This is a genomic window from Streptomyces sp. NBC_00631 (assembly GCF_045206895.1).
Lineage (GTDB): Bacteria > Actinomycetota > Actinomycetes > Streptomycetales > Streptomycetaceae > Streptomyces.
The window spans coordinates 2,978,441-2,993,346 of sequence record NZ_CP107734.1; the positions used below are offsets into that span (position 1 = coordinate 2,978,441).

Sequence of the window (14,906 nt, forward strand, 5' to 3'; positions counted from 1 at the left end):
TGGGTGCGTGATCCGTTACGACGCCCTGGACGCGCTGCCCGTGCGGCAGGCCCTGCCCGGTCTGCGCGCCGCCCTGGAAGGGCACGGCACCGCCGTCCTGGTGGCACCGCCCGGCACCGGCAAGACGACGCTGGTTCCGCCGGCGCTGGCCGGGCTGCTCGGCGAGGGGCCCGCGCGACGGGTCGTGGTGGCCGAGCCGCGCCGGATCGCCGCCCGCGCGGCGGCCCGCCGGATGGCCTGGCTGCTCGGCGAGCCGGTCGGGCGGAGCGTCGGCTACACCGTGCGCGGCGAACGGGTCGTGGGACGGCACGCGCGCGTGGAGGTCGTCACGACCGGCGTGCTGTTGCAGCGTCTGCAACGCGACCAGGAACTGTCCGGTGCCGACGTCGTGATCATCGACGAGTGCCACGAACGCCATCTGGACGCCGACACGGTGGCGGCCTTCCTCTGGGACGTACGGGAGACCCTGCGGCCGGAGCTGCGCCTGGTGGCCGCGTCGGCGACGACGGACGCACAGGGGTGGGCGCGGCTGCTGGGCGGGGCGCCGGTGGTGGAGGCGGCCGGTGTCGCCCACCCCGTGGAGGTGGTGTGGGCGCCGCCGGTGCGGCCGGTGCGGCCGCCGCACGGGATGCGCGTCGACCCGGCGCTGCTGGCCCACGTGGTGTCGGTGGTGCGGCGGGCCCTGGCCGAGCGGGACGGGGACGTGCTGTGCTTCCTGCCGGGTGTGGGCGAGATCGCGCGCGTGGCGGGCCGGTTGGGTGACCTCGGGGACGTGGAGGTGCTCCAGGTGCACGGCCGGGCACCGGCCTCCGTCCAGGACGCGGTGCTGGCGCCCGGGGTGCGGCGCCGGGTGGTGCTGGCCACGGCGGTGGCCGAGTCCTCGCTCACCGTTCCCGGGGTACGGGTGGTCGTCGATGCGGGGCTCGCGCGGGAGCCGAGGGTGGACCACGCGCGCGGGCTGAGCGCGCTGGCGACGGTGCGGGCGTCCCGCGCGGCCGGGCGGCAGCGGGCGGGGCGGGCCGGGCGTGAGGCGCCGGGGGCCGTGTACCGCTGCTGGTCCGAGGCCGAGGACGCCCGCCTGACGGCCTATCCGGCCCCGGAGATCAGAGTGGCCGACCTGACCGCGTTCGCCCTCCAGGCGGCCTGCTGGGGCGATCCGGAGGCCGCGGGACTGGCGCTGCTGGACCCTCCGCCGGCCGGGGCGCTGGCGGCGGCGCGGGAGGTGCTGACGGCGATCGGCGCGGTCGACTCCGCCGGCCGGGCGACCGAACGGGGGATGCGCCTGGCCCGGCTGGGGGTGCATCCGCGGCTTGGACGGGCGCTGCTGGACGTCCCGGGCGGAGGTGCGGAGGTGGTCGCTTTGCTGAGCGAGGAGGCTCCGCGCGAGTACGGGGACGATCTGGCGTCCGCGCTGCGCGCCGCCCGGCGGGGCGGTGACGCCTATGCCGGGCGGTGGCTCGCGGAGGTACGGCGGCTGAAGGCGGACGGCGAGGGCGGGGCGGCGGACGGCGTCGAGGACCGCGCCGTGGGGCGCGTCGCCGCCCTCGCCTTCCCCGAGCGCGTCGCCAGGGCCGACGGAGGGTCGTATCTCATGGCTTCCGGCACCCGGGCCGAGCTCGGCGCCGGCAGCCCGCTGCGCGGCGCCCCATGGATCGCGGTGGCCGTCGCGGACCGTCCGGTCGGCAGCGGGCACGCGCGCGTGCGGCTCGCCGCGGTGGTGGACGAGGACATGGCCAGGTCGGCGGCCGCGTCACTGTACGCGGAGGACCAGGAGGTCCGCTGGGCCGACGGGGACGTCGTCGCGCGGCGGGTGGAGCGGCTCGGGGCGATCGAGCTCGCCGTGCGGCCCTTGCGGGACGCCGACCCGGCCCTCGTACGCGACGCGCTGCTCGACGGGCTGCGCCGCGAAGGGCTAGGTCTGTTGCGGTGGACGCCCGACGCCACCGTGCTGCGGCAGCGGCTCGCCTTTCTGCACCTGTGTCTCGGGGAGCCCTGGCCGGAGGTGTCCGACGACGCGCTGCACGCGCGCGTGGACGAATGGCTGGAGCCGGAGCTCGGCCGGGCCCGGCGGCGGGCCGATCTCGGGCGCATCGACGCCGGGGAGGCGCTGCGGCGGCTGCTGCCGTGGGCGAGCGGGGCGGCGGGGCGGCTGGACGAGCTGGCACCGGAGCGGATCGTCGTGCCCAGTGGGTCACGGATCCGGGTCGACTACGGGAATCCCGAACAGCCCGTGCTCGCCGTGAAGTTGCAGGAGATGTTCGGGTTGCAGGAGTCGCCCGCCGTGGCCGGGGTGCCGGTGCTGGTGCATCTGCTGTCGCCGGCCGGGCGGCCCGCCGCCGTCACCGCCGACCTCGCCTCGTTCTGGAAGGACGGCTACCGGGGCGTACGGGCCGAGCTGCGCGGGCGGTATCCGAAGCATCCCTGGCCCGAGGATCCCGCCACCGCCGAGCCCACCCGGCACACCAACGCGCGGCTCAGACGCTGACCGGTTCCGGGACCGGGGTGCCGACCGGTGCCGGGTCGCCGGGGCGGCGGCCGCGGGCCTCCAGGTAGAGGGAGAGGGCGAGCAGCGCGACGCCGAGGGACAGGAACCCCCAGGGGAGGTATGAGGTCAGCATCAGGACGATCGTGCGGTTGTGCTTGACCAGGGCGACCGTGTGCTCGACGTAGTCCTCGCGCATCTTCACGTCACCGGCGAAGGCGGTCACCTTGGCCCGGCCGCCCAGCAGGGTGCCGCCGCGCAGTTCCTCCTTGTGGATCTCCTCGCCGCAGACGGGCGCGCCGGTGACCGGTTCGACCCAGAACTTGCGGACGGTGGTGTACCAGCGGGTGGTACCGGTCTTGGCGACCGACTCCGGGGTGATGCCCTGCACCGGCATCTTCTTGGGCATGGAAACCTTGGTCCACGGGATGGTCTGCTCGAAGTAGTAGACCTTGACGCCCCGGAACGTCTGCGTCCCCTTGTAGTGGATGGGGTTGCTGGTGCGGGTCTGCGCGTCGAAGTACTCGTAGTCCCGTTTCTCGGTCAGGAACGGGAACTTGAACTCGATGCCGTCCCGTTTCACGGGGTCGCCGTCGACCATCTCGCCGGTCGCGTGCACGGGTTCCTGGCTGTGGGCGTCGAAGATGTAGCGTTCGGGGATCTCGGAGACCATCTTGCCGTCGGGTCCCTGGACGTAGGACAGGCCGTCCCAGACGACGACGTCCCGCCCCGCCGTCTCCTCGATCTTCTTCGCGGCCGCCACGTCGCCCTTGAGGGTCTGCACGATGGTGACCTGGGGGACCTTCTTCGCCTTCATGGTGCCGTAGTCGAGGAGCGTGGCGTTCTTCGCCACCATGACCACGGCCTGGTACTGGTTCGCCGGGATCTTCGCGAGCCGCGGGAAGGCGTACCAGCGCAGCAGCGGGGACAGCGTCGCGAAGAACACGGCACAGGCGAGCAGGACCAGACTGGCCTTGCGGCGCATCGCGGCCTCCCTGGGCGGCGGTTACGGGTGTGCGGGCACCGTCGTGAGCAGCGGCTTCGGGGATGTCTTTCCGTCCGGCGCCCCGAGGGCACCGACCGTCACGACCAGGACGATCGCGAGAGCGAGACCGGTCGCGGCGGCGATCAGGGCACGCATGCGGGCCTCCCTACGGCCGACAACTTCCTGATGGATCGTCAGGTCCGGGCACCGTAGCAACGGGAGGGTGAGATGAGAACAGGTCGTACGACGACGAGGGCGCCGTCCCGCGTCGGCGGGAGGGCGCCCTGGTCGTCGTACGACGGTGGTTCAGGAGGTGGCGGAAGCGCTCGGGGAGGCGGAGGCCGACGCCGAGGCGGAGGCCGACGGGCTCGGTGACGGGCTGGACGACGCCTCGGCCGCGGCGACGGTCAGCTCGACGGTGAGCGTCGCGCCGCCGGTGGTGGTGATGCGGAGCAGGAACGTGCCCGTGGTGTCGTCCGCGTACAGCTTGGGCAGCGTGAGCAGGCCGTTCGCGTCCGTCTGGAGATCCGTGAGGGTACGGACGGCGTTGCCGTTCGCGTCCTTGAAGTACGGGCCCTTGTCGTTCTCGCTCGTGTCGTCCGCCGACTTGACGAGCGTGGCGGCGGCGGCGACCTTGTCGGCGACAGCGCCCTGGTAGGTGGCCTTCGCCTGGACCTGCTCGGTGAACTCGCCACCCGGGGTGCAGGTCGGCGCGGTGGTGTTGACGAGGGCGAGGGTGTCGGCGGCGCGCGCGGTGACGGTCGCGTCGTAGTCGATGCCCTTGGCCGTGCGGCCGACCACGGCGGCGCGGACCGTGAAGTCGCCGGTCTTCTCGCCGGCCTGGAGCGCCGGGGCGACGGCGACGCCCTTGCTGTCGGTGACGACCGTGGCGACGCTCTCGCCGCCTGCGAAGGTCGCGTCCGTGTCCCCGACGATGGTGAAGCGGACCCGGATCTTGGCGACGATCCGGTCGGCCTTGGTCTCCGCGCGCGTGCTGATCCGCTTGGCGAACGCGTCACCGGCCATCGCCGTGAGCGTGGCGGTGCCGGTGCCCGCGTCCTCCAGGTGGTCCACGGTGTCGGTCGCCGTGGGCGGCAGGCTCGGCTTCGTGCTCGGGGTGCCCGGCTTGGGCTCGTCGGGCGTCGGCGTGGTCTTGCCGGGCTTCTGCGTGGACCCGTCGGAACCGGAACCGGAACCGGAACCCGAACCCGAACCCGAACCGGAATCGGAGCCCGAGCCGGTCGAGCCGTCGCTGCGGTTCTGCGGCAGCGTGCCGGTGCCGTCCGGGACCGAGTAGGTGCCCTTGCGGTAGTACTCGTACCAGGACAGGACAAGGTCGAGGTAGTCCTGCGAGTTGTTGTAGCTGAGGATCGCGCTGTTCATGTCGGCCTGGACGGACAGGTCCCAGCCGTTGCGGCACAGGTAGTGGCCGGCGGCGAGTGCCGCGTCGTAGACGTTGTTGGGGTCCTTGACGCCGTCGCCGTTGCCGTCGCGGCCCGCCCACGCCCAGGTCGACGGGATGAACTGCATGGGGCCGACGGCCTGGTCGTACTCGCTGTTGCCGTCGTACTTGCCGCCGTCGGTGTCCTGGATGAGCGCGAAGCCGTTGCCGTCGAGCTCGGGGCCGAGGATGCGGTGCAGGGTGTTGCCCTCGGCGTCCACGTCACCGCCGCGGGCCTGGCCGGACTCCACCTTGCCGATGGCGGCGAGCAACTGCCAGGGCAGCTTGCAGCCGGGCTTGGAGCCGCGCAGCTCCGCCTCGGCCTTCTTGTAGGCGTCCAGGACGGTGGCCGGAATGCCGGCCTCGGCCGCGCCCCGGGAGACGGCGGTGCCGATGCTCGACGAGGAGGCGGTGGGGCTCGCGCTGGAGCTCGGACCGGGGTTCGGGCTGTTGAGCGGCGGCAGGTCCGTGTAGTACGGCGAGTCGCCGGTGGCGCCGGACTCGTCGGACGCGGAGGTGCTGGCGCCGGCGTTGGCCTGTCTGCCCATGTCTCCGGTCGTGGCGCCAGGTGCCTGGGACGCGGACAGAGCCGCTACCGCCAACGCGGCCGCGGCGGTCGTCGCCGCTCCCTTGCGCAGCCGCCTGCCGAATTGCGCCGCCATAAGGTGAACCCCTCCCATGGGCGCCTTCTGAGCGCCCGTCTCCGTCTGTCTGCTCGCCCCTGGTGTGACGGTCGACCCGGTGCTGTGGTTGCCCCCTGTTACCTCTTTCGCGTGGTGAGGTAGCGCGTCCGGCCGTGCACGCCGGGCGGCGACCCAGGCGACCCTACGACAACTTCCTTGCCACGGACACCCGGCGGTGCCCGGTTTTCACCAGTTGGCCATCTCCCGTTGAACGATGGTGGTGTCGCGGATACTTGTCGTACGCGATCACTTGTTCGGCACTCCGGCCGACGACTGCTCCAGGGGGCCCGGATGCCGTTCACGCTCAGCCACGCCGCCGCCGTACTGCCCGCCGTGCGCGGCGACGGGACCGGGCGGGGGCGGCTGGTACCCGCGGTGCTCGTCGCGGGGTCCTTCTCCCCCGACCTCACCTACTACGCGGCGAGCGCGGTGCCGGACGCGATGGAGTTCGGCGAGTTCACGCACTCCTTCACCGGTGTGTTCACCGTCGACGTGCTCATTTCCTGGGCGCTGGTGGCGCTGTGGCTGCTGGTCCGGGAACCGGTCGTGGCCCTCGTGCCCCGCGCCCGGCAGGGGCGGACGGCCGCGCTGCTGCGCTGCGGGGCGCCACGCGCGCGTGCCGGGCTCCGGGTGGCCGCGTGGTGGTACGTCTCCGCCGTGCTCGGCGCGCTCACGCATGTCGTCTGGGACGCGTTCACGCACCATGACCGCTGGGGGACGCGGCTGATCCCGGCGATCGGCCGGAACTTCGCCGGCGTTCCGCTCTACACCCTGCTGCAGTACGGCAGTTCGGCGGTGGGCGCGGCCGTGCTCGCCGTGTTCGCGGTCCGCGCGGTGCGCCGGGCGCCGGCCGGGGAGCCGGTGGGGGTGCCGCTGCTTTCGGTGCGGGACCGGTGGTGGGCCGGCGCCGCGGTCGCCGGCTGCGCCCTGTTCGCGGCGGTGCGGCGGGCGGTGCGGTGGTGGGACTACTGGGGGGCTGCGGCGAAGCCCTGGGAGCTGCTGCCCACGGTGCTCTTCGGAGCGGGCGCGGGGCTGCTGCTCGGGGTGCTGGGGTACGCCGTGGCGGTCAGGGTGTGGCGTCCGGCTCCGGTGGCCGAGGACGTGCGGCGGAGTCCGTCTGCCGTCCGGTGAGGCTCGCCACGAACACGGTCATGGTGCGGGGGCGGCGGGGGACGGGGAGCGCGGCGAGGAGCAGCGCGAGGTAGCTGCGGGCGAGGTCGAGCCACTGCCGCGGGTCGGGGCGGGTGCGGAGCCTGCGCCGGAGCCGGGTGGCCGTTCGGCGTGCGGTGACGGCGAGGTCGGCGGGGATGCGGGCGGAACTGGCATCGGCCGCCTGGGCCGGGGCCGGCGAATCCGCCGTGACCTGGGCAGCGGCAGAGGCGGAACGAGCCTTGGCCCAGGGCCTGCTCTGGGGCGTCCGGCGGTGAACCATACGTATACCCATGGTCGCATCCTTGCCGGTGGCGGGTGCGGGGGCGTTCTGACGGGGGCCACGCGAGTGACCGGGCGGCGGACAGGAAGGCGGTAAGGCGCCGCTCCGCCGGTCGGCGGGCGGCGCCCTCCTTCGGCCTCCTTGGAGACGAGCCCGCTGTCGGCTCGCGCCGGAGGCTAGTGCGCGGCTGATTCCCAGTCCGGGCCGACGCCCACCGAGACGTCCAGCGGAGCTCTGAGATGGACCGCGTTGGACATCTGCTCGCGGAGGATGGATTCGACCCGGTCCCGCTCGCCGGGGGCGATCTCCAGGACGATTTCGTCGTGGACCTGGAGGAGCATGCGGGACTTCAGCTCTGTCTCGCGCAGTGCGCCGTCCACCCTCAGCATGGCGATCTTCACGATGTCCGCCGCCGTGCCCTGGATGGGCGCGTTGAGCGCCATCCGCTCGGCCGCCTCCCGGCGCTGGCGGTTGTCGCTGTTGAGGTCGGGGAGGTAGCGGCGGCGGCCGAAGAGCGTCGCCGTGTAGCCGGTGGCACGAGCCTCGTCGACGACCCGGTGCAGGTAGTCGCGGACCCCGCCGAAGCGCTCGAAGTAGGTGTCCATCAGGACCCGGGCCTCGCCCGCGTCGATGTTCAGCTGCTGGGAGAGGCCGAACGCCGACAGGCCGTACGCCAGGCCGTACGACATCGCCTTGATCTTGCGGCGCATCTCCGCTTCGACGGCCGAGCGGTCGACGTCGAACACCTGGGAGGCGACCGTGTTGTGCAGGTCCTCCCCGGAGGTGAACGCCTCGATCAGCCCCTCGTCCTCGGAGAGGTGGGCCATCACGCGCAGTTCGATCTGGCTGTAGTCGGCGGTCATGAGCGACTCGAAGCCCTCGCCGACGACGAAGCCCCGGCGGATCGCCCGGCCCTCGTCGGTGCGGACCGGGATGTTCTGGAGGTTCGGGTCGGTGGAGGAGAGGCGGCCGGTCGCGGCGACGGTCTGGTTGAAGGTGGTGTGGATCCGGCTGTCGGCGGCGACGGTCTTGATCAGGCCCTCGACCGTGACCCGGAGCTTGGCCTGCTCGCGGTGCCGGAGCATGATCACCGGCAGTTCGTTGTCGGTCTGGCCGGCGAGCCAGGCGAGTGCGTCGGCGTCGGTGGTGTAGCCGGTCTTCGTCTTCTTCGTCCTGGGGAGGGCCAGTTCGCCGAAGAGGACCTCCTGGAGCTGCTTGGGCGAGCCCAGGTTGAACTCGTGGCCGGCCGCCGCGTGCGCCTCCTTCACCGCCTGCTGCACCGCGCCCGCGAACATCTGCTCCATGGCTTCGAGGTGCGCGCGGTCCGCCGCGATGCCGTTCCGCTCCATCCGGGCGAGCAGGGCGGAGGTGGGCAGCTCCATGTCACGCAGCAGGTCCCCCGCGCCGACCTCCTGGAGCCGGGCCTCGAAGGCCTCGCCGAGGTCGAGGATCGCGCGGGCCTGGATCATCAGCGCCTCGGCCTCGGCACCGTCGTCCGCGCCGAACGCCAGCTGGCCGTCGGCCGCGGCGGCGGGGGCCAGCTCGCGGTGCAGGTACTCCATGGACAGCGCGTCCAGGTCGAAGGAACGGCGGCCGGGCTTGACCAGGTAGGCGGCGAGCGCGGTGTCCATGGTGACGCCCTCGATGGTCCAGCCGTGCTCGGCGAAGACCCGCATGGCGCCCTTGGCGTTGTGGAAGACCTTGGGACGGACGGCGTCGGTCAGCCAGGCCGCCCACGCGTTCTCGTCGGCCTCGTCGAGCTCCGCCGGGTCGAACCAGGCCGCCGCTCCCTGGGCCGCGGCCAGCGCGACCTCCGCGACCGAGCCGGTGCCGAGCGCCCAGGTGTCGACGGTGGCGACGCCGAGCGGCCCGGTGCCGTGCTCGGCGAGCCAGCCGGCCAGCTCGCCGGTGCCCAGGACGGAGCCGTCGACCTCCACGCCCGCCTCGGTGATCGGCGTGGACTCGGCCTCCTCGGCGCCGGGGTCGACGGCGTAGAGCCGCTCGCGCAGCGACGGGTTGCGGATCTCCAGGGTGTCCAGGATCATCGCGACGCTCTTGCGGTCGTACGGTGCGCGCTCCAGGTCGGCGACCGTCTTCGGCAGTTCCACGCCGCGCTCCAGCTCGGTGAGCCGGCGGTTGAGCTTGACCGACTCCAGGTGGTCGCGGAGGTTCTGGCCGGCCTTGCCCTTGACCTCCTCGACGCGCTCGACCAGTTCGGCGAAGGAGCCGAACTGGTTGATCCACTTCGCGGCGGTCTTCTCGCCGACGCCGGGGATGCCGGGGAGGTTGTCGGACGGGTCGCCCCGCAGGGCGGCGAAGTCGGGGTACTGGGCGGGCGTCAGGCCGTACTTCTCGAAGACCTTCTCCGGGGTGAACCGGGTCAGCTCGGAGACGCCCTTGGTCGGGTAGAGGACCGTGGTGTGCTCGGTGACCAGCTGGAAGGAGTCGCGGTCGCCGGTGACGATCAGCACCTCGAAGCCCGCGGCCTCGGCCTGGGTGGCGAGGGTGGCGATGACGTCGTCGGCCTCGAAGCCGTCGACGGCGAAACGCTGGGCGTGCATGGCGTCGAGCAGCTCGCCGATCAGCTCGACCTGGCCCTTGAACTCGTCCGGGGTCTTGGAGCGGTTCGCCTTGTACTCGGTGAACTCCTCGGAGCGCCAGGTCTTGCGGGAGACGTCGAACGCCACCGCGAAGTGCGTGGGCGCCTCGTCACGCAGGGTGTTGGCCAGCATCGACGCGAAGCCGTAGATCGCGTTCGTCGGCTGGCCGGTCGCGGTCGTGAAGTTCTCCGCGGGCAGCGCGAAGAACGCGCGGTAGGCCAGCGAGTGCCCGTCCATGAGCATCAGCCGGGGGCGGATACCGCCGGGGGTCTTGTCGGTCTGCTTCGCTGCTGTCTCTGCCACGCCCCCGATCCTGCCACGCCGCACTGACAGTGAGGGCCGACGGTCGTGGGCGCGGTCTGCTCGGCACCGCCGGACAGCGTCGTCGTGGCTGCTCGGAGCCGCGGCGGAAGCATCGGCGCCCGCGGCAGGCAGACGGTCCGGGTGCTCAAGCATTGGTTCCGTTCCTTGGGCGACCCGTGCTCGATCGATGTCGGTGGCGCGTGCGAGTATCGAGGGCACATGGCAGCCGTGCCGGTGTAGAGAGAGAGCGTGCGATGGCGACGAAGCCGCCCAAGGGGGATCCGGTCCAGGACGCGCCGCGGGTCGCGGAGCCGAAGCACGCGGCCGCGGGGCTGCCCGCCATCAGGCACACCCTGCGCATCGCCCAGCAGCAGATGGGTGTGAAGCGCACCACGTTGACGCTGCTGCGCGTCAACCAGAAGAACGGCTTCGACTGCCCCGGCTGCGCCTGGCCCGAGCCCGAGCACCGGCACACGGCCGAGTTCTGCGAGAACGGCGCCAAGGCGGTGGCCGAGGAGGCCACCCTGCGCCGGGTGACGCCCGAGTTCTTCGCGGCGCACTCCGTGGCCGACCTGCACCACCGCAGCGGTTACTGGCTCGGCCAGCAGGGGCGGCTCACCCACCCCATGTATCTCGCCGAGGGCGCCGAGCACTACGAGCCGGTCAGCTGGGAGCGCGCCTTCGACATCATCGGCGAGGAGATCGCGGCCCTCTCCTCCCCCGGCGAGGCGGTCTTCTACACCTCGGGCCGGACCAGCAACGAGGCCGCGTTCCTGTACCAGCTCTTCGCGCGCGAGCTGGGCACCAACAACCTGCCGGACTGCTCCAACATGTGCCACGAGTCCTCGGGTTCGGCGCTGAGCGAGACGATCGGCATCGGCAAGGGCAGCGTCTCGCTTGAGGACCTGTACAAGGCCGACCTGATCATCGTCGCCGGGCAGAACCCGGGTACCAACCACCCCCGGATGCTCTCCGCTCTGGAGAAGGCCAAGGGCAACGGCGCGAAGATCATCAGCGTCAATCCGCTCCCGGAAGCCGGCCTGGAGCGGTTCAAGAACCCGCAGACCCCGCAGGGCATGATCAAGGGCGCCGCCCTCACCGACCTGTTCCTGCAGATCCGCATCGGCGGCGACCAGGCCCTGTTCCGGCTCCTCAACAAGCTCGTCGTGGAGACGGAGGGCGCGGTCGACGAGGAGTTCGTCCGCGAGCACACCCACGGGTACGAGGAGTTCGCGGCGGCCGCGCGTGCCGCCGACTGGCAGGAGACGCTCACCGCCACCGGCCTCACCCGCGCGGAGATCGAGGAGACGCTGCGCATGGTGCTCGCCTCGCGGCGCACCATCGTCTGCTGGGCCATGGGGCTCACCCAGCACAAGCACTCGGTGCCGACCATTCGCGAGGTCGTCAACTTCCTGCTGCTGCGCGGCAACATCGGCCGCCCCGGCGCCGGAGTCTGCCCGGTGCGCGGCCATTCGAACGTGCAGGGCGACCGCACGATGGGCATCTTCGAGCGGCCGGCCCCCGCCTTCCTGGACGCACTGGAGAAGGAGTTCGGTTTCGCACCCCCGCGCGAGCACGGTTTCGACGTCGTCCGCGCCATCCGCGCGCTGCGTGACGGCGAGGCGAAGGTCTTCTTCGCGATGGGCGGCAACTTCGTCGCCGCCACCCCCGACACGGAGGTCACCGAGGCGGCCGTGCGCCGGGCCCGGCTGACGGTGCACGTGTCGACGAAGCTCAACCGCTCGCACGTCGTCACAGGCGCGCGGGCGCTGATCCTGCCGACGCTCGGCCGGACCGAGCGCGATCTCCAGGGCGGTGGCGAGCAGTTCGTCACCGTCGAGGACTCCATGGGCATGGTGCACGCCTCGCGCGGCCGTCTGGAGCCCGCGAGCCCGTACCTGCTGTCGGAGCCCGCGATCGTGTGCCGGCTGGCCCGCCGGGTGCTCGGCGAGGGCAGCCGTACCCCGTGGGAGGAGTTCGAGAAGGACTACGCGACCGTGCGGGACCGCATCGCGCGCGTGATCCCCGGTTTCGACGACTTCAACGCGCGCGTGGCGCACCCGGGTGGTTTCGCGCTCCCGCACGCCCCGCGCGACGAGCGCCGCTTCCCGACCGCCACCGGCAAGGCGAACTTCACGGCGGCCCCGGTGGAGTACCCCGAACTGCCCGAGGGCCGGCTGCTGTTGCAGACGCTGCGCTCGCACGACCAGTACAACACCACCATCTACGGCCTGGACGACCGCTACCGGGGTATCAAGAACGGCCGCCGGGTGGTCCTGGTGAACCCGGAGGACGCCCGGCTGCTGGGCGTCGCCGACGGGTCCTACGTGGACCTGGTCAGCGAGTGGAAGGACGGCGTGGAGCGCCGGGCGCCGGGCTTCCGGGTGGTGTACTACCCGACCGCCCGGGGCTGCGCGGCCGCGTACTACCCGGAGACCAATGTGCTGGTGCCGCTCGACGCGACCGCGGACACCAGCAACACCCCGGCCAGCAAGTCCGTGGTGATCCGTCTGGAGACCGGGGTGCAGCGGCCGGCAGCCGGCGGCTGAGCGCCTGCTCAGCGCGTCTGGAAGAATCGGCGGCCTACTGAGCGTTTGCTCAGCAGGGAGACAGCCGCAGACGAACGGAGCCGGCCCATGGGCGAGCAGCAGCACGTGAAGTTCCCGCAGGAGGTCATCGACGAGTACGCCTCGCTCGGTGTCGACCTGCGGGCCCTGTTCTCGGCGGGCCACCTCGGCAACCGCATGGGCGTGCAGATCGTGGAGGCCTCGGCGGACCGGGTCGTCGGCACCATGCCGGTGGAGGGCAACACCCAGCCGTACGGGCTGCTGCACGGCGGCGCCAGCGCGGTGCTGGCGGAGACGCTGGGCTCGGTCGGCGCGATGCTGCACGGCGGCAGCTCGAAGATCGCGGTCGGTGTCGACCTGAACTGCACGCATCACCGGGGGGCCCGTTCCGGCCTGGTCACCGGCGTGGCCACCCCCGTCCACCGAGGGCGCTCGACGGCGACGTACGAGATCGTGATCAGCGACGAGGAAGGGCGGCGGGTGTGCAGCGCCCGCCTGACCTGTCTGCTGCGTGACGTGCGCCGGGGCGACGAGGTCCACCTCCGGGGCGCCGGCGCCTGACCGGTCCCCGGCGGGGCGAGGGGCCTCGGCACCGCGAGCCGAGGTCAGCGCCCTGCCTGGTAAGAGCACGGCGAGCGGTCCCCCTCGCCTCTGGTGCGCCCCGCCCGCCCCGCCATGAAATGCGAAAAACTTCCGAAGCCTTGACTTTCTTTCTCCGGCGTAACTCTACGTAATACGCGTGTAATCCACATTCGCTGTTTCACCCCCAGATCCCGGGGTAGGCCGCGTCCCACGCCCACCCCGGAAGTCGCCCACAGCAACGGTCGCCGGTCATGGCCAAAACCGTCGAGACGCCTGAACGGATCACGCAGGGTCCTGCAGGTTCTCAGAATGCGGACGGGGCGAATCGGGCTTAATTCCTGCTTTCCCCCCACGTTGTACCGCTCTGCATTACCTCGTGTCATAACAAGAGCGTCACAGCCTTGGTCAAGCACTCCTCCACGTTCCTCGCCCGCGCTTAGAGTCACGGCCAGTCACCGCTCCATGGGGAGTTCGGTACCGGCGCGGCACTCGTCGTTCCCTGCAAGGGGGCGCACTGCCCACGGAAAGGATCGATTGTGCGACAGCGTTCTCTGGTGATTCTTACCTCCATTCTGACCACCGGAGCCCTGACCCTCACCGCCTGCGGCTCCCGCGACGACAACAGCAAGAGCGGCGACAGCGGCAACGTGACGGTCACGATCGGCGTCGACGCCCCGCTGACCGGCGCGAACTCCGCCACGGGTCTCGGCATCCAGTACGGCGCCCAGATCGCCGTCGACGACGCCAACAAGAACAAGACCGTCCCGGGCGTCACCTTCAAGATCAAGGCGCTGGACGACAAGGCGGTTCCGGCCACCGGCCAGCAGAACGCCACCCAGCTCGTCTCGGACAAGACCGTGCTCGGCGTCGTCGGCCCGCTCAACTCCGGTGTGGCCACGCAGATGCAGCAGGTCTTCGCCACCGCCAACCTGGTGGAGATCTCGCCGTCCAACACCAACCCCGAGCTGACGATGGGCAAGAACTGGCAGACCAGCCCGTCGCGCCCGTTCAAGACGTACTTCCGCACCGCGACCACCGACGCCCTGCAGGGCGCCTACGCGGCGGACTACGCCTACAACGTCGCCAAGAAGAAGAAGGCCTTCGTCGTCGACGACAAGCAGACCTACGGCGCGGGTCTGTCGAAGATCTTCTCGGAGCAGTTCGCCAAGCAGGGCGGCAAGGTCATCGGCACCGACCACGTCAACACCGGCGACCGTGACTTCTCCACCCTGGTCACCAAGATCAAGAACTCGGGCGCCGACATCCTCTACTACGGCGGCCAGTACGACGAGTCCGAGGTGCTGACCAAGCAGCTCAAGGCCGCGGGCGCCAACATCCCGCTGTTCGGCGGCGACGGCATGTTCACCCCGACCTACATCAAGACCGCCGGCAAGGCCTCCGAGGGCGACCTGGTGACCTCGATCGGTGTCCCGGTCGACACCCTGCCCGCCGCCAAGGACTTCGTGGCCACCTACAAGGCCAAGAAGTACCCGGGCGACTACGGCACCTACGGCTCGTACTCCTACGACGCCACCACCGCGATCATCAAGGCCGTCGGCACCGTCGTGAAGGACGGCAAGATCCCCACCGACGCCCGCTCCCAGATCGTCAGCGCCGTCCAGAGCACCTCCTTCGAGGGCATCTCCGGCAAGATCGCGTTCGACCAGTACGGCGACACCACGAACAAGCAGCTGACCGTCTACAAGGTCGTCAGCGGTGCGTGGAAGTCCGTCCAGAGCGGCGTGGCCACCCCGAAGTAACCAGCCGTAACACATCGCACCACCAGGGCCGCGCGGCGCAGACCAACCGTCACCGCGCGGCCCGACCTCTA

The 14,906-nt window shown here is 71.5% G+C and carries 10 protein-coding genes; 5 read left to right on the forward strand and 5 right to left on the reverse strand.

The features are described 5' to 3' along the window. Window positions 1-7: 7 nt before the first annotated feature. Complete coding sequence (hrpB, locus tag OHB00_RS13685) at window positions 8-2,485, forward strand: ATP-dependent helicase HrpB (RefSeq protein ID WP_406434653.1); 2,478 nt, start codon at window positions 8-10, stop codon at window positions 2,483-2,485. Here hrpB and OHB00_RS13690 read toward each other — a convergent pair. The 3 genes from OHB00_RS13690 to OHB00_RS13700 all read right to left on the reverse strand — a co-directional run bounded on the left by OHB00_RS13690 (window position 2,475) and on the right by OHB00_RS13700 (window position 5,570). Beyond that, window positions 2,475-3,467 carry a DUF3068 domain-containing protein gene (locus OHB00_RS13690; protein ID WP_406434655.1) on the reverse strand — a complete coding sequence of 331 codons (993 nt, stop codon included), beginning with the start codon at window positions 3,465-3,467 and terminating at the stop codon, window positions 2,475-2,477. The genes hrpB and OHB00_RS13690 overlap by 11 nt on opposite strands. A gap of 21 nt (window positions 3,468-3,488) precedes the next feature. Continuing rightward, complete coding sequence (locus OHB00_RS13695) at window positions 3,489-3,623, reverse strand: SPW_0924 family protein (RefSeq protein ID WP_406434657.1); 135 nt, start codon at window positions 3,621-3,623, stop codon at window positions 3,489-3,491. A gap of 150 nt (window positions 3,624-3,773) precedes the next feature. Next, entirely contained in the window at window positions 3,774-5,570 is a 1,797-nt protein-coding gene (locus OHB00_RS13700; protein ID WP_406434659.1) for a lytic transglycosylase domain-containing protein, read from the reverse strand. A 312-nt stretch (window positions 5,571-5,882) separates the two neighbouring features. Between OHB00_RS13700 and OHB00_RS13705 the strand changes: the two genes are divergently transcribed. Then, on the forward strand, window positions 5,883-6,722 hold the full coding sequence (locus tag OHB00_RS13705) for a DUF4184 family protein (RefSeq protein WP_406434661.1): 840 nt from the start codon (window positions 5,883-5,885) through the stop codon (window positions 6,720-6,722). On the opposite strand, the gene OHB00_RS13710 is transcribed toward OHB00_RS13705, so the two are convergent. Further along, entirely contained in the window at window positions 6,658-7,035 is a 378-nt protein-coding gene (locus OHB00_RS13710) for a hypothetical protein (protein WP_406434663.1), read from the reverse strand. The genes OHB00_RS13705 and OHB00_RS13710 overlap by 65 nt on opposite strands. A 164-nt stretch (window positions 7,036-7,199) precedes the next feature. Further along, window positions 7,200-9,926 carry a DNA polymerase I gene (gene polA, locus OHB00_RS13715; RefSeq protein ID WP_406434665.1) on the reverse strand — a complete coding sequence of 909 codons (2,727 nt, stop codon included), beginning with the start codon at window positions 9,924-9,926 and terminating at the stop codon, window positions 7,200-7,202. Between the two features lie 254 nt (window positions 9,927-10,180). Between polA and OHB00_RS13720 the strand changes: the two genes are divergently transcribed. The 3 genes from OHB00_RS13720 to OHB00_RS13730 all read left to right on the forward strand — a co-directional run bounded on the left by OHB00_RS13720 (window position 10,181) and on the right by OHB00_RS13730 (window position 14,835). After that, window positions 10,181-12,475 (forward strand): FdhF/YdeP family oxidoreductase, encoded by a 2,295-nt coding sequence (locus OHB00_RS13720; protein WP_406434667.1) that lies wholly within the window; start codon window positions 10,181-10,183, stop codon window positions 12,473-12,475. 87 nt (window positions 12,476-12,562) lie between these two features. Next, window positions 12,563-13,054, forward strand: a complete 492-nt coding sequence (locus OHB00_RS13725; protein ID WP_406434669.1) for a PaaI family thioesterase — start codon at window positions 12,563-12,565, stop codon at window positions 13,052-13,054. Window positions 13,055-13,626: 572 nt separating this feature from the next. Continuing rightward, window positions 13,627-14,835 carry a branched-chain amino acid ABC transporter substrate-binding protein gene (locus OHB00_RS13730; protein WP_406445766.1) on the forward strand — a complete coding sequence of 403 codons (1,209 nt, stop codon included), beginning with the start codon at window positions 13,627-13,629 and terminating at the stop codon, window positions 14,833-14,835. Window positions 14,836-14,906: the final 71 nt, after the last annotated feature.